We start from the raw sequence: 20,896 nt of genomic DNA, 5'->3' as shown, positions 1-20,896 counted from the left end.
AGGGCGCGCCGGGGAGCACGCGCGGGGAACGGGGCCGCGCCCGGCCTGTGCCAGACTGGGCGCGATGCCAGCAATGCTACCGGTGCCCGCCGACGGAGCCCCGCGGCTCACCGGCGTGCTGCCCGCCGCGCTCGCCTCGATCGGCGGGGGAGCGGGCCCCTTCGACCTGCCGGCCGTGGACTCGGCCGTCGTGGTGCTCGTCGACGGACTCGGTGCCGGGAACCTGCGCTCCCGCTCGGGTCACGCGCGGTTCCTCTCCGCCGCGATGGGCCGGCGCGACGTGATCCGAACGGTGTTCCCCTCGACGACGGCCGCCGCGATCGCGAGCTTCGCCACCGGGCTCATGCCGGGGGCGCACGGGCTCATGGGCTACCGGGTCCCCGACCGCGCGAACGACCGCGTGGTGAACCAGCTGAGCGGGTGGGACGACCGGATGGTCCCGGAGGCTTGGCAGCCGCACGACACCGTGTTCGACCGTGCCGTCGAGCGGGGGCTGCGGGCGGTCGCCGTCGGCGGCACGCGCTACGCCACCTCCGGGTTCACCCGTGCGGTGCTGCGCGGCGCCGAGTACCGTGCGGGTGCGAAGATCCACGACCGGTTCGCCGCGGCGCTCGACGTGCTGCAGGAGGGCCCGGCCCTCGTGTACGTGTACGTGTCGGAACTCGACCAGATCGCCCATGCGCGGGGCTGGGAGTCCGACCGGTGGCTCGCCGCGCTCGAGTCGCTCGACGCCGAGATCGTCGACTTCGAACGACGGATGCCTCGGGGCACGGGACTGCTGGTGACCGCCGATCACGGCGTGCTCGACGTGCCGCCGCACCGGCACGTCTTCATCGACGCGGTGCCCGGCCTCGTCGCCGGCGTCCGCCATGTCGCCGGCGAGCCGCGGTGCCTCGGCCTCGTGCTCGAGCCCGGACTCGACGAGCCGGCGCGGGCGGACGTGCTCGACCGGTGGCGCGACGCCGAGGGCGAGCGCGCGTGGGTCCTCTCGCGCGACGAGGCGATCGCCGCAGGGCTCTACGGCGACGTCGAGGCGCGGAACGTCGACCGCATCGCCGATATCCTCATCGCCGCCCGGTCGGGCGTGGCGTACTACGACCGCCGGGAGGCCGACCGGCGCGGCGAGGACATGGTCGGTCAGCACGGATCGCTCACCGACGAGGAGACGCGGATCCCGCTCATCCGGCTTGGGGCGTACCGGCGCGGCTGACGCGGCAGGTCCGGCCGGAGACGACGGATGCCGCGGCGCGAGGCCGCGGCATCCGTCGTGTCGTTCGTCAGGCCGGGTACTGGCCCCGCTTGACCTGCGGCTTCGGCAGGCGGAGCGGGCGCAGCTGCAGGGCGCGCATCGCGGCGTACCAGCGGAAGCGCTCGACCTTGGTCGCGCCGAACTTCGCGGCGAGCTTCCGCTGCAGGGTGAAGCCGAGGATGATGACGTCGACCACGGAGATGAGGAAGAAGCCCCAGAGCGCGAAGATGCCGATGGTCTGCACCTCGTAGCTCGGGATGAACGTCAGCACGATCACCGCGAACATGACCGGGATGAGGATCTCGCCGATGCTGAAGCGCGCGTCGACGTAGTCGCGCACGAACTTCTTCTGCGGCCCGCGATCGCGTGCCGGCAGGTACTTCTCGTCGCCGGCCGCCATGCCGATCCGCGCGCGCTCGCGCGCCTCGGCCGCCTTCGCGCGCGCCTGGCGCGCGGCCTCCTTGCGGTCGTTCGGCACCAGCGGGCGCCGGTTCGCGGCCTCGCGCTCGGCACGGGTCGGGGTGGGTGCGCCCTTGCCGACCTTCGGCGTCGCGGGTGCGGCGTCGTCGGGTGCGGGAGCGGGCGTCTCGGTCTTGGGGTGCTTGGCCACGGGGGAGTCCTCGTCGAATCGGTTCCTCTTAAGATTAGCCGCATGAGCCAGACCCGAACCGACCCCTCCGCAGGAAACGGCGCCGACGCCGCATCGATCGTGCAGCGCCTCCGCGACGCCGTGGAGGCGGGCTTCCCCTCGACCGTCGCCGACCTGACCGACCTCGTGCGGATCCCGTCGGTGTCGTGGGCGGCCTTCGATCCCGAGCACGTCGCGCGGAGCGCCGAGGCGGTCGCCGAACTCGTGCGCGGGCTCGGGGTGTTCGACGTCGTCGACATCCGCCGGGCGCCGATCGGCGAGGGCGACGAGCTCGGCCAGCCGGCCGTCGTCGCGCGACGTTCGGCGCGGAACGGACGGCCCACGGTGCTCCTCTACGCCCACCACGACGTGCAGCCGCCAGGGCGCGACGAGGACTGGGACTCCGCGCCCTTTGAGCCGACCCTGCGCGGCGACCGCCTGTACGGACGCGGCGCCGCCGACGACAAGGCCGGCGTCATGGCCCACGTCGGCGCCGTCCGGGCGCTGGTCGACGTGCTCGGCAGCGACCTCGACCTCGGCATCGCGCTGTTCATCGAGGGCGAGGAGGAGTTCGGGTCCCGGTCGTTCTCCGCCTTCCTCAGGGAGAACCGCGACCTGCTGGAGGCCGACGCGATCGTCGTCGCGGACTCGAACAACTGGAACGTCGACACGCCGGCGCTCACCGTCGCGCTCCGCGGCAACGTGACCTTCCGCCTCACGGTCTCGACCCTCGCGCACGCCTCGCACTCGGGCATGTTCGGCGGGGCCGTCCCCGACGCGATGCTCGCCGCCATCCGGCTGCTCGCCACCCTCCACGACGCCGACGGGGCCGTCGCCGTCGACGGACTCGCGTCGGCCGACCTCGAGACGCCCGAGTACGACGAGGCGCAGCTGCGGGCCGAGGCCGGCCTCCTCGACGGCGTGACGCCCATCGGGCGCGGCAGCATCCTCTCGCGCATCTGGGCCCAGCCGTCGATCACCGTCACGGGCATCGACGCGCCCACCGTCGCCAACGCGTCGAACACGCTCAGCCCGAGCGTCGCGGTGCGCGTCAGCGCGCGCATCGCCCCAGGACAGGACGCCGCCGACGCCCTCGAGGCGCTGCGCGCCCACCTGGCCGCGAACGCGCCGTTCGGCGCCCGCGTCGACATCGACGACATCGACACCGGGCAGCCGTTCCTCGTGGACACGGACGGGTGGGCGGTCGCCGAGGCCAAGGCAGCGATGGCCGACGCGTGGCAGGCCGAGCCCGTCGACATCGGCGTGGGCGGTTCCATCCCGTTCATCGCCGAACTCGTCGAGGAGTTCCCGGACGCGCAGATCCTCGTGACGGGCGTCGAGGACCCGGACTCGCGCGCGCACAGTCCCAACGAATCGCTCCACCTCGGCGTCTTCCGCCGTGCGGTGCTCACCGAGGCGCTGCTGCTCGCGCGTCTCGAGGCGCGCGCGGGCGAGTGACGCCGGCGCGCCCGGTCGCGCGACGGATGCCGCCTCCGGGCGGATCCGCATCCTGCGCGGGTACAATCGGGCTGACCGACCTTCATCGAGGAGCGATATGAGCGACACGATCACCGACGCCCGCCACGGCGTGAAGCTGAGCGATCCGGCTGCCGACAAGGTGCGCAGCCTGCTCTCGCAGGAGGGTCGCGACGACCTGCGCCTGCGTGTGGCCGTCCAGCCCGGCGGATGCTCCGGCCTCATCTACCAGCTGTACTTCGACGAGCGCCTGCTCGACGGCGACGCGGTCGTGGACTTCGAGGGCGTCGAGGTCGTCGTCGACAAGATGAGCGTCCCGTACCTCGACGGCTCGACGATCGACTTCGAGGACACCATCCAGAAGCAGGGATTCACGATCGACAACCCCAACGCGCAGGGCAGCTGCGCGTGCGGTGACTCGTTCCACTGAACCGCCCCGACCTCGCACGAGGGAGACCGCCACGGCGGTCTCCCTCGTCGCGTTTCCGGCCGTCACGGGGCAGATCGGATGCACATCGGGCTGAACGCGCGCTGATGGTGCACGAGCGGGCCGCCGACTCGGAGTAGGCTAGGGCTGATCAATGCGCTTCGCTGAGAAGCGCCTTCGAATCTCCCGAAAGGTCACCGGTGCGCCACAATCGCCGTCTCCGATGGGCTGCTGTTCCGATCGCAGCGACGCTCAGCCTCGTCCTCGCCGGATGCACGACTGCTCAGCTGAACGGGTTCCTCCCCGGCTTCGTCGAGGGCGAGTCGCCCGTGACGAACCACACCGAGCGCGTCTCGGGCCTGTGGGTCACGTCGTGGATCGTGCTGCTCGTGGTCGGCGTCGTCACCTGGGGGCTCACCATCTGGGCCGTCGTCGCGTACCGCCGCCGCAAGGGCCAGACCGGCCTGCCGGTGCAGCTCCGGTACAACATGCCGATCGAGGTGTTCTACACGATCGTCCCGTTGATCCTGGTGCTCGGCTTCTTCGCCTTCACCGCTCGCGACCAGCAGGCCATCGAGCAGCGCTTCGCGGAGGGCGAGATCGACGTCAAGATCGAGGCGATCGCCAAGCAGTGGGCGTGGGACTTCAACTACGTCAACGAAGACGTCTACACCGCCGGCATCCAAGGCCAGCTCGACGACGAGGGCGACCCCGGATCGGTGAAGCAGGACGAACTGCCGACGCTCGTGCTGCCCGTCGGCGCCAACGTCGAGATCGCGCTCGAGTCGCGCGATGTCATCCACTCGTTCTGGGTGGTCGACTTCCTCTACAAGAAGGACATGTTCCCGGGGAAGACGAACTACATGTCGTTCGTCCCCGAGCGCGAGGGCACGTACGCCGGCAAGTGCGCCGAGCTCTGCGGCGAGTACCACTCGCTCATGCTCTTCAACGTCGAGGTCGTCTCCCAGGCCGAGTACGACAGCTACATCGAGGAGCTCCGCGACTCGGGCAACGAGGGCCAGCTCTCGACCGAGTACGACCGGAACCAGAACCTGCCCGGAACGGGCGCGCCCGAACTGAGTGAGGAGCACGAAGGCGAATGAGCACCACCACCGCACCGGCTCGCCCGACGGCCTCGTCGCAGCCGTTCGGCGCCCCCAAGGTCGAGCGCAAGGGCAACGTCCTCGTCAAGTGGATCACCTCCACCGACCACAAGACCATCGGGTACCTGTACCTGATCACGTCGTTCATCTACTTCTGCGTGGGCGGCGTGATGGCGCTGATCATCCGCGCCCAGCTCTTCGAGCCCGGCCTCGAGATCATCCAGACGCGTGAGCAGTACAACCAGCTCTTCACGATGCACGGCACGATCATGCTGCTCATGTTCGCGACGCCGCTCTTCGCGGGCTTCGCCAACGTGCTCATGCCGCTGCAGATCGGCGCGCCCGACGTCGCGTTCCCGCGCCTCAACGCGTTCGCGTACTGGGCGTTCAACTTCGGTTCGCTGATGGCCGTCGCCGGCTTCTTCACGCCCCAGGGCGCCGCGTCGTTCGGCTGGTTCGCCTACCAGCCGCTCGCGTCGACGACCTTCTCGCCGGGCATCGGCGGCAATCTCTGGATGCTCGGACTCGGCCTCTCGGGCTTCGGCACCATCCTCGGCGCGGTGAACTTCATCACCACCATCGTCACGATGCGCGCGCCCGGCATGACCATGTTCCGGATGCCGATCTTCACGTGGAACACCCTCGTGACCTCGATCCTCATCCTCATGGCGTTCCCGGTGCTCGCCGCCGCGATCCTCGCCGCCGCAGCCGACCGCGTGTTCAATGCCCACATCTACGACCCCGAGAACGGGGGCGTGATCCTCTGGCAGCACCTGTTCTGGTTCTTCGGCCACCCCGAGGTCTACATCATCGCGCTGCCGTTCTTCGGCATCGTCTCGGAGATCTTCCCGGTCTTCAGCCGCAAGCCGATCTTCGGCTACAAGACGCTGATCTACGCGACGATCGCCATCGCCGCGCTGTCGGTCACCGTGTGGGCGCACCACATGTATGTGACCGGCTCGGTGCTCCTGCCCTGGTTCGCACTGATGACGATGCTCATCGCGGTGCCGACCGGCGTGAAGATCTTCAACTGGATCGGCACGATGTGGCGCGGCTCGATAACGTTCGAGACCCCGCTGATCTGGTCGCTCGGCTTCCTCATCACGTTCGTGTTCGGTGGCCTGACGGGAGTCATCCTGGCGTCGCCGCCGCTCGACTTCCACGTGTCCGACACCTACTTCGTCGTCGCGCACTTCCACTACGTCGTCTTCGGCACGGTCGTGTTCGCCATGTTCGCCGGCTTCTACTTCTGGTGGCCGAAGTGGACCGGCAAGATGCTGAACGAGACGCTCGGCAAGTGGCACTTCTGGCTGCTGTTCATCGGCTTCCACACGACCTTCCTCATCCAGCACTGGCTGGGCGTCGTGGCCATGCCGCGCCGGTACTACTCCTACCTGCCGGAAGACAACATCACCTGGATGAACCAGCTGTCGACCGTCGGCGCCTTCATCCTCGCGGTCTCGCTGCTGCCGTTCTTCCTGAACGTGTACATCACGGCACGGCGTGCCCCCAAGGTGACCGTCAACGACCCGTGGGGCTACGGCGGATCGCTCGAGTGGGCGACGAGCTGCCCGCCGCCGCGGCACAACTTCACGTCGATCCCCCGCATCCGCTCGGAGCGCCCGGCGTTCGACCTGAACCACCCGGAGGCAGGCATCCCGGTCGGCATCGGCCCGGCGAAGGATGCCCCGAATGCCCCCGTCGTCGACGCAGAGACCAAGGAAGTCAAGTAGATGCGCGCCAATGTCATCCTGTTCTGGATCCTGACCGGCTTCTTCGCCCTCTCGGCCGCCGTCTACATCTTCTGGACGGCGATCGACGAGAACGAGCCGGGGGTCGAGTGGGTCGGCCTCGTCGCGATCTCCCTGAGCGGCGTGCTCAGCGCGTTCATCGCGTTCTACCTGGGTCGCGTGCACAAGGAGCAGGGCGGGGAGCTGCCCGAGGACCGTCTCGACGCGAACATCGATGACGGCGACGCGGAGCTCGGCTTCTTCAGCCCGTGGAGCTGGTGGCCCATCATGCTCGCCGGCTCGGCTGCGCTCGCCTTCCTCGGCCTCGCGGTCGGCGTCTGGATCACCTTCCTCGCGCTGGGCCCGGTCCTGATCAGCCTCGTCGGCTGGGTCTACGAGTACTACCGCGGGAACTTCGCGCGCTGAGCCACTCCCGCACCACGACGTCCCCGGCCCTTCGGCGCCGGGGACGTCGTCGTTCTCACGCCCGCCGCGCGCTCGCGATGCGCCACGGCCCGACCCGCACGACGTCCTCCAGGGTGAACCCCGCGACGCGGAGCGCCTCGTACATCGCGTCAGGGGAGTGCACGTAGCCCCGGTACTCGCGGCCGCGGAGTCGCATCGCCAGGTTCACGGTGTTCACGAGCGCGCGTCGAAGCCACGTGTCCGGCGGGTGACTGAACACCACGGTGCGGCGGGCGTGCGTCGCGGACGCCGTCAACAGCGCCCCGGCGTTCGGGTAGCAGCACACGACGCGGTGCAGCACCACGTGGTCGGCGGTCGGCACGTGCGCGCCGTCGGTCGCGATGTCCACGCCGATCAGCCGCCGCGCCCGTCCGACGAATCCCTCCTCGGCGAGCAGCGCGCGGGCCCGGGCTTCGTAGGCCCCGGACAGCTCGAGGTTGGTCGTGCTCGACGCGCCGCGTCGGAGCAGCTCGAGCTGGATCGCGCCGATGCCGCCACCCACCTCGAGGACGGACCGGCCTGCCACGCCGTCGGACTCGAGACGTTCCGCGATCCGGCGCTCCGGACGAGTCAGGCCGCGACGACGGTACCGCCGCGCGAGGTCGGCGGCGAACCGATCGTCGAACACGTCGTCGTATCGCGCCTGCCCCCGACCGCAGCAGTCGTCCATGCGCCCAGTATGCACCCGCGGCAGGACGCGCCGTCGCGGGTCAGGCGTCGGTGTGGCGGAACTCCAGCACGTCCACCGACACCGTGACGGAGCGGACGCCGGTGCCGTCCTCCGAGGCGGCGCGTGCGCTCTCGTGGTGCGCCGAGGGCCCCATGCCGGCCAGCAGAGCCCGGTGGGTGGCATCCGTCTCGATCGAGTACTCGACGCGGCGCGCCGCCGCGCGAGCGAGCCCCGTCGGCGCGAGCTGCTCGGTGACCGTCGCCGCCTTCTCCGGTGGGATGTCGAGTATCATGCCGCGTTCGCGCAGCTCACCGAGGTGCGCGGCACTCGGGACGACGACGACCAGTCGTCCGCCGGGACGCAGGATCCTCGCGAACTCGGCCGGGTTCCGGGGCGCGAACACGTCGAGGATCACGTCGGCGGTCGCGTCGCGGATGGGGAGCGGGCGCCAGATGTCGAGGACGACCCCGGTCGCGCCGGGCATCGCCCGGAGCGCCATCCGGACGGCATCCGGGGAACGATCGGCGAGCAGCACGTCGGTACCGGGCAGCGCGGCGGCCAGCCGGGCGGAGTAGTAGCCGGTTCCGCAGCCGAGGTCGGCGATGCGGAGCGCACGGGCGGCCTGTCCGGTCGGCGACGCCGTTCCGGCCGCGGCGATCACGGCGTCGGAGATCGGTGCGAACGCGCCGCCGTCGAGCAGCTGCGCTCGTGCCGCCAGCATCCGACGGTCGTCGCCCACCGTCCGCGGCGCGCGCGGCGGGAGGAGCGTCAGGAACCCGTGCTTCGAGCGGTCGAAGCGATGACCGTTCGCACAGCCGTACACGCGATCGGAGACCTCCGAGAGGTCGGAGACGCAGTTCGGGCACCGGAGCCAGGTCGAGTCGATCGACATGGTCCGGTGCCCGAACTCAGGTGCTGCGGCGATCAGTGGTGATCGTGGTGCGCGGCCTCCAGCTCGCCCTTCGTGACCGGCGCGATGCGGTCCTCGAAGAACCAGCGGGACATGCCGGCACGGAGGCGCTGGCCGACGGTGATCTTCCCGCGGGCGTTGGGTCGGATCATCAGCGGCTCGTACGACTCGTAGCTCACGAGCTTCCAGCGCTCGTACTCGTCGAGCGGCTGGTGCACCTCGATGAACTCGCCGCCGGGCAGCTTGACGATGCGGCCGGACTCGTAGCCGTGCAGCACGATCTCGCGGTCCTTCTTCTGCAGCGCGATGCAGACGCGCTTCGCGACGAAGTACGCGACGATCGGACCGAGGAAGAGCAGCGCCTGCAGCGAGTGGATCACGCCCTCCATCGTCAGCTTGAAGTGCGTGGCGATGATGTCGGAGCTCGCGGCGGCCCACAGCACGGCGTAGAAGGTCACGCCGGCGGCGCCGATCGCGGTGCGGGTCGGGTTGTTGCGCGGACGGTCGGCGATGTGGTGCTCGCGCTTGTCGCCGGTGACCCAGGCCTCGATGAACGGGTAGATCAGCACGGTCACGATGAACAGGCCGAGCCCGATCAGCGGAACCAGGATGTTGAACGACCACGTCCGCTCGAACAGCACGAACTCCCAGCCCGGCGGGATCAGGCGCAGCGCACCGTCCGCGAAGCCGATGTACCAGTCGGGCTGGGTACCGGCGGAGACGGGGGAGGGGTCGTACGGTCCGTAGTTCCAGATCGGGTTGATCGTGAACAGCGACGCGATGAGCGCCAGCACGCCGAACACCAGGAAGAAGAAGCCGCCGGCCTTGGCCGCGTAGATCGGCAGGATGGGAGGGCCGACCGCGTTCTGCTGCGTGCGCCCGGGCGCCGCGTACTGGGTGTGCTTGTGCACGACGACGAAGAGGAGGTGCAGCGCGATGAGCGCGAGCAGGATCACGGGCAGCAGCAGGATGTGCAGCGTGTAGAGGCGTCCGACGATCGCGGTGCCGGGGAACTCGCCGCCGAAGAGGAGGAACGAGGTCCACGTGCCGATCAGCGGGATGCCCTTGATCATGCCGTCGATGATCCGGAGGCCGTTGCCGGAGAGCAGGTCGTCCGGGAGCGAGTAGCCGGTGAAGCCCTCGCCCATGGCGAGGATGAACATCACGAAGCCGATGACCCAGTTCAGCTCGCGCGGCTTGCGGAACGCACCGGTGAAGAAGATGCGCAGCATGTGCAGGCCGATGGCGGCGACGAACATGAGCGCGGCCCAGTGGTGCATCTGCCGGACGAAGAGCCCTCCGCGGAGGTCGAACGAGATGTCGAGCGTCGAGGCCATCGCGACCGACATCTCGACGCCCTTGAGCGGCACGTAGGAGCCGTCGTACTCCACCTCGGCCATCGAGGCCTGGAAGAAGAACGTCAGGAAGGTGCCCGTGATGAGGATGACGAGGAAGCTGAACAACGCCACCTCGCCGAGGAGGAACGACCAGTGGTCGGGGAAGGCCTTGCGGCCGAGCTCCTTGACGAACGTCGAGACGCTCGTCCGCTCATCGATGTAGTTCGAGGCGGCCGCCGTGAAGGTACGACGCTGCGGCGCGCGGGTGGTTGCGGTGCTCAATGACGCTCCCAGAAGCTCGGGCCCACGGGTTCGGTGAAATCGCTCTGCGCGACGAGGTAGCCCTCGTCGTCCACCATGATCGGCAGCTGCGGCAGCGGCCGGGCGGCCGGTCCGAAGATGACCTCGCAGTGGTTGGCCACGTCGAACTGCGACTGGTGGCACGGGCAGAGCAGGTGGTGCGTGTGCTGCTCGTACAGGGCGACGGGGCAGCCGACGTGCGTGCAGATCTTCGAGTAGGCGACGATGCCGTCGTAGGACCAGGATGCGCGGTCCGGGAGCTCGTTGAGCTCATCGGGGTTCAGGCGCATGAGCAGGACCGCGGCCTTGGCCTTCTCCTCGAGCTTGCCGTGATGCAGCTCGCTGAGGCCCTCGGGGATCACGTGGAAGGCGCTGCCGATGGTGACGTCGGAGGCCTTGATGGGCACGCCCGACGGGTCGAGCGTGAGTCGCGTGCCCTCCTTCCACATGGTGTGGCTGAGGAGCTCGACGGGGTTCTCGTCTTGCGGAGCGAGGCCGCGGAAGAGCACGACGGCGGGGAGCGGGAAGACCAGGAGCGCGCCGATGAGGCTGTTCCGGATGACCGAACGACGGGTGAAGCCCGACTCACGGTCGGCGTCCTGGAACACCTTGACCGCGCCCTCGCGGGACGCCACGTTGCCGCCGACCTTGTGGCGCTCGTCGGCGATCTCGACGTCGGTCATGACGGCCTTCGCCCAGTGCACCGCGCCGAAGCCGATGCCGAGGAGTGCGAGGGCGGCGCCGAGGCCGATGAAGAGGTTGTTCAGCCGGACGTCGCCGACGTCGTTGCCCTCCATCGGGAAGAGCATGTACGCCGCGATCGCCCAGATGCTGCCGAGGATCGACAGGTAGAAGAGCGTGTACACCGTGCGCTGCGCACGCTTCTCCTTCTGCGGGTCCTCATCCGTGACGCGCGGCCGGTGCGGCGGGAAGCCGGGGTTCTCGAACGCGTCCGACTGGATGAGGGCGGTGCCCGTCTTCACGGCGGGGACGGTCTCGGCGTGCGACGAGTCGGCAGCGGCGAGTTCCGTGCCGCTGTGGTCGTCCTGTGCCATGGTTCTCCTTCTTCGCTTCTTCGGTGCGGGCCCTAGTTGGACTTCGCCGTGATCCACACGGTGATCGCGACGATGGCGCCGAGACCGAAGATCCAGATGAACAGACCCTCCGCGACCGGGCCGAGCGAGCCGAGCTCGAAGCCACCGGGCGAACGGTTGTCCTGCACGTACTGCAGGTAGGTGATGATGTCGCGCTTGTCTTCCGGCGAGATGTTCAGGTCGTTGAACACCGGCATGTTCTGCGGCCCGGTGACCATGGCCTCGTAGATGTGCACGCCCGAGACATCCGTCAGCGGGGGAGCGAACTTGCCCTCGGTCAGGGCGCCGCCGGCGCCGGCCACGTTGTGGCACATGGCGCAGTTGATGCGGAACAGCTCCGCACCGTTCGCCGCGTCGCCGCCGCCGTTGACGAGGCTGTCGGCGGGGATGTCGGGGCCGGGCCCGAGCGAGCCGACGTAGTAGGCGAGTTGCTTGACCTGCTCATCGGCGAACTGGACGGGCTTCTGCTCGGCCTGCGGGCCCTGCATCTGCATGGGCATGCGACCGGTGCCGACCTGGAAGTCGACGGCCGCCGCGCCGACGCCGATGAGGCTCGGTCCCTCGTCGGTGCCCTGCGCCTCGAGGCCGTGGCAGGTCGCGCAGTTGGCCTGGAAGAGCTTCGAACCCTCTTCGATCGTCTCCTGCGACGTGGGGGAGGGCTCGGCCTGGGCCGTCGTCGTGCTGAAGGCGGCGTAGGCGCCTCCGGTGAACACGAGGCCGAGCGCGAGCAGCGCGGCGGTGGCGAGCGGATGCCGGCGGCCGGTGCGTCGCTTCGAGCGGTTCATTGATCTCTTCCTGTTCACGGGCATTGCGGGGTGATCGCTCCTGGCTCGGGCTACTTGAGGACGTAGATGACGAGGAAGAGGCCGATCCAGACCACGTCGACGAAGTGCCAGTAGTACGACACGACGATCGCGCTGGTGGCCTCCTTGTGGCCGAAGTTCTTGACGGCGAAGACGCGACCGATGACGAGGAGGAACGCGATGAGGCCGCCGGTGACGTGCAGCGCGTGGAAGCCGGTCGTCAGGTAGAAGGCCGAGCCGTAGGCGTTCGAGTCGAGCGCGATGCCCTCGGACACGAGCTGGGCGTACTCGAGCGACTGGCCCGCGACGAAGATCGCACCCATCACGTACGTGACGAAGAACCACTCGACCATGCCCCAGTCGCGCAGCTTCCAGCTGGTGCGGTAGGGCTGCATCCGCTCGGCGGCGAACACGCCGAACTGGCACGTGAAGGAGGACGCCACGAGGATCAGCGTGTTGACGAGGGCGAACGGGACGTTCAGCCGGCCGGCCTCGAAGTCCCACAGCTCCGGGGACGTCGATCGCAGCGTGAAGTAGATCGCGAAGAGGCCCGCGAAGAACATGACCTCGCTGCCAAGCCACACGATGGTACCGACCGCGACGGTGTTCGGCCGCTTGATCGCGGGCGCGCTCGTCTGAAACGTCATTGAGGTGCTCGTCACGCTCACCATTATGGCTGATCCTCGGACGTGTTTTCGGACGGGGCGGGTCCGGATACGGGCGATTTTCTCCGACGAGCCCCGGATCGCGCTGGTCGAACGCCGTGAATCCGCCGCGAATCCGCGCGGATAGGATCGATCGCATGCCCTCCATGCAGACCTGGCCGGAAGTCCTGAACGCGCTCCTCGCGGGCGACGACCTCAGCGTGTCGGATGCCGCGTGGTGCATGGAGCAGGTCATGACGGGCGCCGCGACCGACGCGCAGCTGGCGGCATTCCTCGTCGCGCTGCGCGTCAAGGGCGAGACCGTCGACGAGATCGTCGGCTTCCGCGACGCCATCCTCGACCACGCGGTCGAGCTTCCGGTCGACGCCATGGCACTCGACATCGTCGGCACGGGCGGGGACCGCTTCGGGACCGTCAACGTCTCGACCATGGCCTCCGTGGTGTGCGCGGCCGCCGGCGTGCCGGTCGTCAAGCACGGCAACAAGGCCGCGAGTTCGGCGTCGGGCTCGTCCGACGTCCTGGGCGCGCTCGGCATCGACCTCACCATGCCGGCACACCGGGTGGCCGAGGTGCTCGGCGAGACGGGCATCACCTTCGCCTTCGCCGCCGCCTTCCACCCCGGCTTCCGGCACGCCGGCCCCGTGCGCTCGCAGCTCGGCGTGCCGACCGTCTTCAACTTCCTCGGTCCGCTGTGCAATCCGGCCCGCCCCGAGGCATCCGCCGTCGGCGTCGCCCACCTCGACCGGGTGCCGCTCATCGTCGGCGTGTTCCAGACGCGCGGTGCGACCGCACTCGTCTTCCGCGGCGACGACGGGCTCGACGAGCTCACCACGACCGGGCACAGCCACATCTGGGAGGTGTCGCGCGGCACGGTCAAGGAGCACGACCTCGACCCGCGCGACCTGGGGATCCCGCGCGCCTCGATCGACCAGCTCCAGGGCGGCGACGCGGCGCACAACGCCGAGATCGTGCACGAGGTCTTCGCCGGCGCTCGCGGTCCGGTCCGGGACATCGTGGTGCTGAACGCCGCCGCCGGGCTCGTGTCGTTCGAGCTCGCGAACGACCCGAGCCAGTTCCAGCGGACCATCCTCGAGCGGTTCCACGAGAAGATGGCGGTCGCGGAGGGCGCGATCGACAGCGGGGCGGCGGCCCGGAAGCTGGAGGACTGGGTGGCGGCGACCCGGCGCTGAGTCGCGACGCGGCACGATGCGCGGCGGATCCGCGGCCCGCTCGACCGTCCGCCCCGGGACGACGGACGGGGCCCCGCCGAAGCGGGACCCCGTCGCATGGACCAGCAGGATCAGCTGACGTCCTCGTCGACCCAGTCGAAGGTCTTCGTGACGGCCTTCTTCCAGAGCCGGAGCTGGCGCTCCCGCTCGTCGGCATCCATCTGCGGCTCCCAGCGACGGTCCTCCTGCCAGTTGGCACGGAGGTCGTCCAGTCCCGACCAGAACCCGGTCGCGAGTCCCGCGGCGTAGGCCGCGCCGAGCGCGGTCGTCTCGGCGACGACCGGGCGCACGACGGGCACGCCGAGGATGTCGGCCTGGAACTGCATGAGCGTGTTGTTCGCGATCATGCCGCCGTCGACCTTGAGCTCGGTGAGCTCGACGCCGGAATCCGCGTTCACCGCGTCGAGCACCTCGCGCGTCTGGAACGCGGTGGCCTCGAGTGCCGCCCGCGCGATGTGCCCCTTGTTCACGTAGCGGGTCAGGCCCACGAGCGCACCGCGTGCGTCCGGACGCCAGTAGGGGGCGAAGAGCCCCGAGAAGGCGGGCACGAAGTACGCGCCGCCGTTGTCCTCGACGGACTTCGCCAGCTCCTCGATCTCGGGAGCCGACGAGATGAGGCCGAGGTTGTCGCGCAGCCACTGCACGAGCGACCCGGTCACCGCGATGGCGCCCTCGAGTGCGTAGTGGGCCGGCTGGTCGCCGAGCTTGTACCCGAGCGTGGTGAGCAGCCCGTTCTTCGAGTGGACGATCTCGGTGTCCGTGTTGAAGATCAGGAAGTTGCCCGTGCCGTAGGTGTTCTTCGACTCTCCCTGGTCGAACGCCGCCTGCCCGAAGGTGGCCGCCTGCTGGTCGCCGAGGATGCCCGCGACGGGCACCTCGCGCAGGAGGCTCGACGACTCGACCGTGCCGTAGACCTCGGACGACGACTTGATCTCGGGCATCATCGAGCGCGGAACGCCGAAGATCTCGAGGATGTCGTCGCGCCACGAGAGGCTCTCCAGGTCCATGAAGAGCGTGCGGCTCGCGTTCGTGACATCCGTCGCGTGCACGCCGCCGTCGACGCCGCCGGTCAGGTTCCACAACACCCAGCAGTCGGTGGTGCCGAAGATCAGGTCGCCGGCCTCGGCCTTCTCGCGCGCGCCGTCGACGTTCTCGAGGATCCAGACGATCTTCGTGCCCGAGAAGTACGTCGCGAGCGGCAGCCCGACGTCCTGCTTGAACCGCTCGACGCCGCCGTCGGCGGCGAGGCGGTCGACGATCGGCTGCGTGCGGGTGTCCTGCCAGACGATCGCGTTGTAGACGGGCTCGCCGGTGTTCCGATCCCACACCACGGCGGTCTCGCGCTGGTTGGTGATGCCCACCGCGGCGATGTCGTGACGGGTCAGGTCGGCCTTGCCGAGGGCCTGGCCGATCACCTCGCGGGTGTTCTTCCAGATCTCCATCGGGTCGTGCTCGACCCAGCCGGCCTTCGGGAAGATCTGCTCGTGCTCGAGCTGCCCCGTGGAGACGATGGAGCCCGAGTGGTCGAAGATGATCGCTCGCGTGCTCGTGGTTCCCTGGTCGATCGCCAGGATGTAGTCGGCCATGTCCGATGCGTCCTCTCTGTCGCAGTGATGGAATGTGCCAGTCCGCGGGCGACGGTTCGCGTCGCGGCGCGCGGACGGACGAGGGGCCGGTCGTGCGGACGACCGGCCCCTCGGTGATCAGCCCAGGATCGGGAGCGCGACGAGCGCGGCCCACCCGGCGAGCACGCCGCCGATGATCGGGCCGACGACCGGGACCCAGGAGTAGCCCCAGTCGCTCGAGCCCTTGCCGGCGATGGGCAGCACGGCGTGCGCGATGCGCGGTCCGAGGTCGCGGGCCGGGTTGATCGCGTAGCCGGTCGGGCCACCGAGCGAGGCGCCGATACCGATCACCAGGAGGGCCACCGGCAGTGCGCCGAGCGCCGCGAGGCCCGAGGCGTCGCCGTTGCGGCCGAAGCCGATGACGACGAAGACCAGCACGAACGTGCCGATGATCTCGGTCACGAGGTTCCACCCGTACGAGCGGATCGCGGGACCGGTCGAGAACACGCCGAGCTTGTTGGCGGCCTCGGGCTCCTCGTCGAAGTGCTGCTTGTAGGCCAGCCAGACGATGATCGCACCGAGGATCGCACCGATGAGCTGCGCACCGATGAAGGTGAGCACCGACAGCGCGTCGACGGGCACCGTCGTGCCGAATGCGGGATTGCCGAACTCGGTCGCACCGTTGGCGACGAGGCCGAGGGTGACGGCGGGGTTGATGTGCGCACCGGACGCATAGGCCACGACGACGCCGGAGAAGACCGCCAGGCCCCAGCCGATGTTCACCAACAGGAACCCGCCGTTGTAGCCCTTCGTCTTCACCAGGGCGACGTTCGCCACGACTCCGCAACCGAGCAGCACGAGCATCGCCGTGCCGACGAGTTCGGAGAGGAACAGCACTCCGAGATTGTCCACGTTGACCTTCCATCCTTTCGCCGTGCCCGAGGGGCCGCGCCCCAGGGCGGATCAGCGCCCACCATACTCGCGTCGAGGAGATCCGCGGAAGGGCGCGCAGGTTTCGCCGGAGAGCCCTTTCATCCGCGGGCGCCGCGGGAGTAGTTTTGCGGGGGAGTGCCGCGTCGACGTCGACAGGCGACGGGCCGGGCGGGTGCGGTCGAGGGGAAAGGGACGTTTCCGTGAAGAAGATCATCAACGATCCCAAGCACGTGGTCGACGAATCAGTCGCGGGCTTCGGCCTGGCGCACGCCGATCTCGTCAGGATCGAGACGGATCCCATCCACGTCGTGCGCGCGGACGCGCCCGTCGCGGGCAAGGTCGGGCTCGTGTCGGGCGGCGGCAGCGGGCACGAGCCGTTGCACGCCGGGTTCGTCGGCCCGGGAATGCTCGATGCCGCCGTGCCCGGCGCGGTGTTCACCTCGCCGACCCCGGACCCCATCCTGGCGGCCACGAAGGCGGTCGACGGGGGCAAGGGCGTCCTCCACATCGTGAAGAACTACACCGGCGACGTGCTGAACTTCGAGACGGCCGCCGACCTCGCGGCCGCCGACGACATCCAGGTGCGAGCCGTCGTCACGAACGACGACGTGGCCGTCAAGGACTCCCTCTACACGGCGGGCCGCCGTGGCGTCGGCGGCACGGTGCTCGTCGAGAAGATCGCCGGCGCAGCGGCGGAGCGCGGCGACACGCTCGACGAGGTGGCCGAGATCGCCGAGCGCGTGAACGCGAACGCCCGGTCGATGGGCATGGCGCTCACGCCGTGCATCGTCCCGCACGCCGGCGAGCCCAGCTTCACGCTGGCCGAGGACGAGGTCGAGATCGGCATCGGCATCCACGGCGAGCCCGGGCGCGAGCGGATCAAGCTCGAGCCGGCGGACGCGATCGTCGATCGCCTGATCGGACCGATCATCGAGGACCTGCCGTACTCGTCCGGCGACCGCGTGCTGCTCTTCGTCAACGGCATGGGCGGCACGCCGCAGATCGAGCTGTACATCGCCTACCGCCGTGCCGCCGCGGTGCTCGCGGAGCGCGGGATCACGATCGAGCGCTCGCTCGTCGGCAACTACATCACGTCGCTCGAGATGCAGGGCTTCTCGATCACCCTGCTCAAGCTCGACGACGAGATGGTCGGGCTCTGGGACGCCCCCGTGCACACCGCTGCGCTGCGGTGGGGCCGATAGGGGCGGCCGCGGTGGGATTGGACATCACCTGGGCGGTGGACTGGGTCAGGCGCAGCGCGGACTCGATGTCGGAGCACCGCGTCGAGTTGATCACGCTCGACCGGGAGATCGGTGACGGCGACCACGGGGAGAACATGGATCGCGGATTCCAGGCGATCCTGCCCAAGCTCGACGACCTCCCGGCGGGATCGACGCCGGCCGACGTGCTGAAGCTGGTCGCGACGACACTCATCTCCACGGTGGGCGGCGCGGCAGGACCGCTGTACGGCACGGCGTACCTCAAGGGCTCCGGCGCGATCGCGGGGGAGTCGTCGATCGACGCGGCGGCCGTCGCATCGTTCCTCGAGGCCTCACGTGACGGGATCGTCGCCAGGGGGAAGGCCGAGTCGGGCGACAAGACGATGGTGGATGCCTGGACCCCGGCGGTCGATGCGGCCAGGGCTGCGGCCGACGGCGGCGCCAGCGCGGCCGAGACGCTTCGGGCTGCAGCGGATGCCGCGGCAGCGGGTTCCGACGCGACGATCCCGCTCGTCGCGCGGAAGGGTCGCGCGAGCTACCTCGGCGAGCGCTCGGCGGGTCACCGGGACCCGGGCGCGCAGTCGACGGCCTACCTCCTCGAGGCGGCGGCGGCGGCGGCGTCCAACGGGACCAGTGCCTGAGATGGCGGACGGGGACCGCATCGGGATCGTCGTCGTCTCGCACTCCGAGCAGCTCGCCGCGGGCGTGGTGGAGCTCGCACACCAGATGGCACCGAACGTGCGCATCGAACCGGCGGGCGGCACCGACGACGGTCGCATCGGCACGAGCTTCGAGCGCGTCACGGCGGCGATCGGAGCGGCGGACACCGGAGTCGGGGTCGTCGTCCTGTGCGACCTCGGCTCTGCGATCCTCACCGCCGAGACGGCGATGGACTTCCTCGACGACGACCAGCGCGAGCGGGTCCGCATCGCGGATGCTCCCCTCGTGGAGGGCGCGGTCGCGGCATCCGTCGCCGCCGAATCGGGCGACCCGCTCGAGACGGTCGTGCGCGCCGCCGAGTCGGCCGGCGGGGGAGCGGCCGCCGAGTCGTCCTCCCTTCCGGCGGCCGCGACGCCGCCCGATACGGCCGCGACGCCGGGTCGCGTCAGCCGACGCGTCACGCTCACGAACGCGGACGGACTGCACGCTCGTCCCGCGGCCGAGCTGGTGAAGCTGGCGAGCACGTTCCCGCAGCGGGTCACGGTGAACGGCATCGACGCGAAGAGCCTGCTCGCGATCATGGCGCTCGGCCTGGTGAAGGGCGACGAGGTCGAGATCGCGACCGACGACGCCGAGGGCGGTCCTGCCGTGCAGGCCCTCGCCGAGCTCGCATCGTCCGGATTCGGCGAGCACTGACCCTGGGCGACGGCGCGGGCGTCGCGACGCGCGCGCGACATCCGGGCCGTCGTCGGGGCGCAGCGCGCCCCGCAGCATGGGCGCGACCCCCGCGGTGCTCTCGCGTCGGCGTGGCGCCGGGAGTACCATCGGCGCCATGGCACGCGACGAGGCGGGCCACGGCGATGGGAACGCCTTCACCCGGTTCTTCGACCGGGTGGACCGGGTCATGACCCCGGCGTTCGAATCACCGCGGATGGCCCCTGAAGACCCCGACGACCGCAGTCAGTCGGGCGAGAAGCCGTGTCCGCTCTGCGGGCACCCGATGTTCGAGCACCGCGTCGACGAGTCGACGTCGAACGTGCTGCTCGAATGCCCGACCGACGTACGGCTGCCGGAGCCGGCCGCGAACGAACCGCTCAACGAGTTCGGCATGCCGGCGAGCGAGAAACGCCTGGAGAAGCTGAGGCGACACGAACGCGCCTGACCACGGGACGCCGACGGGGCGGGACGGCCGTCTCGGGGTGGTCGTGCCCTCGAGCTGGACTCCGCGGTTCGTGAAGGATCTTCACGATGAAGCGGCTGATCGGAATGTCCCGGCCCGCGGAGCTCGGATCAACCGCGTCGCCACGTTGGTCAGGGGAGCGCCTGCCATCGCGCTCAGCCAGACCGAACGGACATAATGTGCATTATCGGCGCTCGGCTAGAGGCAGGCATGGCCCGTCGGCCGGCCCGCTCCGACGTCCCGCGTCGATCACCCGTCCGAGCGATTCAGCCCCGCAGGCCGCGTGCCTCGCGTGACAGGTTGAGGGTCACGTCCGCCAGGAGCAGTCGTCCGCGGTCCCGATCCGGGTTCAGCCATTCGAGGTCGCGCTCGTCGATGCCGAACCGTGCCGTGACGGCGCTCGCGGTGTCTCCGTAGGCGACGCGGTATCCCTGCGCTCGGCCGTCCACGGTGATGACGTCGCCGCGGGCGCCCGCGGTGCTGCCGCGGTCCGCCACCTCGGCCAGGCCGGGGTTCATGTCGGGAAGGCTCCAGGTGAGCGCAGCGGTGGCGACGACGCTGCCGAGGCCGATCGGAGTGCCGTCGAGGGCCTGCCAGACGACGGCTGTGCGCAGGTAGCTCGGGTCATTCGTCTCGAACCCGCCGTAGCCCTCACCCGGGGTTGTGAGCGTCTGGTCGCTCGCGGGCGCGAGTGCGTCGTACCGGTAATAGCTGTACCCGCCCCGCAGTTCGTCGTCACTCGCGGTGGGCTCGAATGCGTTGAGTTCGAGCGATGCCCCTTGGGGCGGGGCCGGATCCAGTCCGGACAGCCGCACGTCGAAACCGCGGTCGTCGCCGTTCGCCAGGATCTCGATCCGGCCGACGGCGCCGCGGTCGAACTCGCCGGTCGCGATCACCGTGCCCGGCCGGAGATCCGAGAGCCGCGGCATCCGCTCGTCGCTCGTCTCGACTGCCGGACTGGCGTCGGCGGGCTCGGCCGACGGCTCGGCCGGCGCCGTCATCACGGTCGTCGACGGCGCGACGCCGCGCGAGCTGCACCCCGTGGCCGCCATCGCGAGCGCCGCCACGAGCCCGAAGGCCGCGATCCACCGTCGTGCCGAGACGTCCGTCATGGCCGAACTCTAGCCCGCCCCGGCGCGCGGAGGGACGGCGCGACCGCGATGTGGAGAAGTTCCTCCGCTGTCGGAACTCATCGTGGCCGTCCGACGACCGGGACGCCGGGTGCCGGCGGCGCCGGCACCGCCGCCGGCAC

21 protein-coding genes are annotated in these 20,896 nt (G+C 69.9%); 11 read left to right on the top strand and 10 right to left on the bottom strand.

The window, feature by feature from the left end:
- The first annotated feature begins 64 nt into the window (after positions 1-64).
- Positions 65-1,210: an alkaline phosphatase family protein gene (locus tag ACQ393_RS09210; protein ID WP_430646527.1), complete on the top strand. Its 1,146-nt coding sequence runs from the start codon at positions 65-67 to the stop codon at positions 1,208-1,210.
- A gap of 67 nt (positions 1,211-1,277) precedes the next feature.
- On the opposite strand, the gene ACQ393_RS09205 is transcribed toward ACQ393_RS09210, so the two are convergent.
- Positions 1,278-1,859, bottom strand: coding sequence for a DUF3043 domain-containing protein (locus ACQ393_RS09205; protein ID WP_430646526.1), 582 nt, complete (start codon positions 1,857-1,859; stop codon positions 1,278-1,280).
- Between the two features lie 42 nt (positions 1,860-1,901).
- Here ACQ393_RS09205 and ACQ393_RS09200 point away from each other — a divergent pair, with 42 nt between their 5' ends.
- The 5 genes from ACQ393_RS09200 (at position 1,902) to ACQ393_RS09180 (ending at position 7,039) form a co-directional block, all read left to right on the top strand.
- Positions 1,902-3,335 (top strand): dipeptidase, encoded by a 1,434-nt coding sequence (locus ACQ393_RS09200; protein ID WP_430646525.1) that lies wholly within the window; start codon positions 1,902-1,904, stop codon positions 3,333-3,335.
- A gap of 97 nt (positions 3,336-3,432) precedes the next feature.
- Complete coding sequence (gene erpA / locus ACQ393_RS09195; RefSeq protein WP_430646524.1) at positions 3,433-3,783, top strand: iron-sulfur cluster insertion protein ErpA; 351 nt, start codon at positions 3,433-3,435, stop codon at positions 3,781-3,783.
- A gap of 197 nt (positions 3,784-3,980) precedes the next feature.
- A complete protein-coding gene (gene ctaC, locus ACQ393_RS09190) occupies positions 3,981-4,883 on the top strand; it encodes an aa3-type cytochrome oxidase subunit II (RefSeq protein ID WP_430646523.1) in 903 nt (300 codons plus the stop codon).
- Positions 4,880-6,616, top strand: a complete 1,737-nt coding sequence (gene ctaD, locus ACQ393_RS09185; protein ID WP_430646522.1) for an aa3-type cytochrome oxidase subunit I — start codon at positions 4,880-4,882, stop codon at positions 6,614-6,616. The genes ctaC and ctaD overlap by 4 nt, the downstream gene beginning before the upstream one ends.
- Positions 6,617-7,039, top strand: a complete 423-nt coding sequence (locus ACQ393_RS09180) for a cytochrome c oxidase subunit 4 (protein ID WP_430646521.1) — start codon at positions 6,617-6,619, stop codon at positions 7,037-7,039.
- 55 nt (positions 7,040-7,094) lie between these two features.
- On the opposite strand, the gene ACQ393_RS09175 is transcribed toward ACQ393_RS09180, so the two are convergent.
- The 6 genes from ACQ393_RS09175 to ctaE are packed head-to-tail and all read right to left on the bottom strand — an operon-like array spanning position 7,095 to position 12,863.
- Positions 7,095-7,748 (bottom strand): SAM-dependent methyltransferase, encoded by a 654-nt coding sequence (locus ACQ393_RS09175; RefSeq protein ID WP_430646520.1) that lies wholly within the window; start codon positions 7,746-7,748, stop codon positions 7,095-7,097.
- A gap of 40 nt (positions 7,749-7,788) precedes the next feature.
- Positions 7,789-8,640, bottom strand: coding sequence for a methyltransferase domain-containing protein (locus tag ACQ393_RS09170; RefSeq protein ID WP_430646519.1), 852 nt, complete (start codon positions 8,638-8,640; stop codon positions 7,789-7,791).
- A gap of 32 nt (positions 8,641-8,672) precedes the next feature.
- Positions 8,673-10,277, bottom strand: a complete 1,605-nt coding sequence (gene qcrB, locus ACQ393_RS09165; protein WP_430646518.1) for a cytochrome bc1 complex cytochrome b subunit — start codon at positions 10,275-10,277, stop codon at positions 8,673-8,675.
- A complete protein-coding gene (gene qcrA, locus ACQ393_RS09160) occupies positions 10,274-11,350 on the bottom strand; it encodes a cytochrome bc1 complex Rieske iron-sulfur subunit (protein WP_430646517.1) in 1,077 nt (358 codons plus the stop codon). Before qcrA ends, qcrB begins: the two co-directional genes overlap by 4 nt.
- Before the next feature lie 32 nt (positions 11,351-11,382).
- Positions 11,383-12,174, bottom strand: coding sequence for a cytochrome bc1 complex diheme cytochrome c subunit (qcrC, locus tag ACQ393_RS09155; RefSeq protein ID WP_430646516.1), 792 nt, complete (start codon positions 12,172-12,174; stop codon positions 11,383-11,385).
- Positions 12,175-12,224: 50 nt separating this feature from the next.
- Positions 12,225-12,863 (bottom strand): aa3-type cytochrome oxidase subunit III, encoded by a 639-nt coding sequence (gene ctaE, locus ACQ393_RS09150; protein ID WP_430646515.1) that lies wholly within the window; start codon positions 12,861-12,863, stop codon positions 12,225-12,227.
- A 131-nt stretch (positions 12,864-12,994) separates the two neighbouring features.
- Here ctaE and trpD point away from each other — a divergent pair, with 131 nt between their 5' ends.
- Positions 12,995-14,047 carry an anthranilate phosphoribosyltransferase gene (trpD, locus tag ACQ393_RS09145; RefSeq protein WP_430646514.1) on the top strand — a complete coding sequence of 351 codons (1,053 nt, stop codon included), beginning with the start codon at positions 12,995-12,997 and terminating at the stop codon, positions 14,045-14,047.
- Between the two features lie 110 nt (positions 14,048-14,157).
- Here trpD and glpK read toward each other — a convergent pair whose 3' ends face one another.
- Together glpK and ACQ393_RS09135 are read right to left on the bottom strand one after the other, a co-directional pair.
- Entirely contained in the window at positions 14,158-15,672 is a 1,515-nt protein-coding gene (gene glpK / locus ACQ393_RS09140; protein ID WP_430646513.1) for a glycerol kinase GlpK, read from the bottom strand.
- Positions 15,673-15,789: 117 nt separating this feature from the next.
- Positions 15,790-16,563 (bottom strand): MIP/aquaporin family protein, encoded by a 774-nt coding sequence (locus tag ACQ393_RS09135; protein ID WP_430646512.1) that lies wholly within the window; start codon positions 16,561-16,563, stop codon positions 15,790-15,792.
- 221 nt (positions 16,564-16,784) lie between these two features.
- On the opposite strand from ACQ393_RS09135, the gene dhaK reads away from it, so the two are divergent.
- The 4 genes from dhaK to ACQ393_RS09115 all read left to right on the top strand — a co-directional run bounded on the left by dhaK (position 16,785) and on the right by ACQ393_RS09115 (position 19,626).
- Positions 16,785-17,786, top strand: a complete 1,002-nt coding sequence (gene dhaK, locus ACQ393_RS09130) for a dihydroxyacetone kinase subunit DhaK (RefSeq protein ID WP_430646511.1) — start codon at positions 16,785-16,787, stop codon at positions 17,784-17,786.
- 11 nt (positions 17,787-17,797) lie between these two features.
- Positions 17,798-18,445 carry a dihydroxyacetone kinase subunit DhaL gene (gene dhaL, locus ACQ393_RS09125; protein WP_430646510.1) on the top strand — a complete coding sequence of 216 codons (648 nt, stop codon included), beginning with the start codon at positions 17,798-17,800 and terminating at the stop codon, positions 18,443-18,445.
- A gap of 1 nt (position 18,446) precedes the next feature.
- The gene (dhaM, locus tag ACQ393_RS09120) at positions 18,447-19,160 is read left to right on the top strand and encodes a dihydroxyacetone kinase phosphoryl donor subunit DhaM (protein WP_430646509.1); all 714 of its coding nucleotides are present in this window, start codon (positions 18,447-18,449) and stop codon (positions 19,158-19,160) included.
- A 136-nt stretch (positions 19,161-19,296) separates the two neighbouring features.
- Positions 19,297-19,626, top strand: a complete 330-nt coding sequence (locus ACQ393_RS09115) for a hypothetical protein (RefSeq protein ID WP_430646508.1) — start codon at positions 19,297-19,299, stop codon at positions 19,624-19,626.
- Between the two features lie 284 nt (positions 19,627-19,910).
- Here ACQ393_RS09115 and ACQ393_RS09110 read toward each other — a convergent pair whose 3' ends face one another.
- Positions 19,911-20,756 (bottom strand): LysM peptidoglycan-binding domain-containing protein, encoded by an 846-nt coding sequence (locus ACQ393_RS09110; RefSeq protein ID WP_430646507.1) that lies wholly within the window; start codon positions 20,754-20,756, stop codon positions 19,911-19,913.
- Positions 20,757-20,896: the final 140 nt, after the last annotated feature.

This window comes from Agromyces sp. GXS1127 (assembly GCF_050565425.1).
Lineage (GTDB): Bacteria > Actinomycetota > Actinomycetes > Actinomycetales > Microbacteriaceae > Agromyces.
This window is presented reverse-complemented; position numbering and strand designations above follow the sequence as displayed.

Excerpts from the sequence above, each read along its gene's own strand:
- qcrA (WP_430646517.1), bottom strand. The coding sequence starts at position 11,350 with ATGGCACAGGACGACCACAGCGGCACGGAACTCGCCGCTGCCGACTCG.
- ACQ393_RS09200 (WP_430646525.1), top strand. The coding sequence starts at position 1,902 with ATGAGCCAGACCCGAACCGACCCCTCCGCAGGAAACGGCGCCGACGCC.
- dhaM (WP_430646509.1), top strand. The coding sequence starts at position 18,447 with ATGGCGGACGGGGACCGCATCGGGATCGTCGTCGTCTCGCACTCCGAG.
- trpD (WP_430646514.1), top strand. The coding sequence starts at position 12,995 with ATGCCCTCCATGCAGACCTGGCCGGAAGTCCTGAACGCGCTCCTCGCG.
- ACQ393_RS09210 (WP_430646527.1), top strand. The coding sequence starts at position 65 with ATGCCAGCAATGCTACCGGTGCCCGCCGACGGAGCCCCGCGGCTCACC.
- ACQ393_RS09175 (WP_430646520.1), bottom strand. The coding sequence starts at position 7,748 with ATGGACGACTGCTGCGGTCGGGGGCAGGCGCGATACGACGACGTGTTC.
- erpA (WP_430646524.1), top strand. The coding sequence starts at position 3,433 with ATGAGCGACACGATCACCGACGCCCGCCACGGCGTGAAGCTGAGCGAT.
- ACQ393_RS09115 (WP_430646508.1), top strand. The coding sequence starts at position 19,297 with ATGGCACGCGACGAGGCGGGCCACGGCGATGGGAACGCCTTCACCCGG.
- ctaE (WP_430646515.1), bottom strand. The coding sequence starts at position 12,863 with ATGGTGAGCGTGACGAGCACCTCAATGACGTTTCAGACGAGCGCGCCC.
- ctaD (WP_430646522.1), top strand. The coding sequence starts at position 4,880 with ATGAGCACCACCACCGCACCGGCTCGCCCGACGGCCTCGTCGCAGCCG.
- qcrC (WP_430646516.1), bottom strand. The coding sequence starts at position 12,174 with ATGAACCGCTCGAAGCGACGCACCGGCCGCCGGCATCCGCTCGCCACC.
- ACQ393_RS09180 (WP_430646521.1), top strand. The coding sequence starts at position 6,617 with ATGCGCGCCAATGTCATCCTGTTCTGGATCCTGACCGGCTTCTTCGCC.
- glpK (WP_430646513.1), bottom strand. The coding sequence starts at position 15,672 with ATGGCCGACTACATCCTGGCGATCGACCAGGGAACCACGAGCACGCGA.
- ACQ393_RS09110 (WP_430646507.1), bottom strand. The coding sequence starts at position 20,756 with ATGACGGACGTCTCGGCACGACGGTGGATCGCGGCCTTCGGGCTCGTG.
- ACQ393_RS09170 (WP_430646519.1), bottom strand. The coding sequence starts at position 8,640 with ATGTCGATCGACTCGACCTGGCTCCGGTGCCCGAACTGCGTCTCCGAC.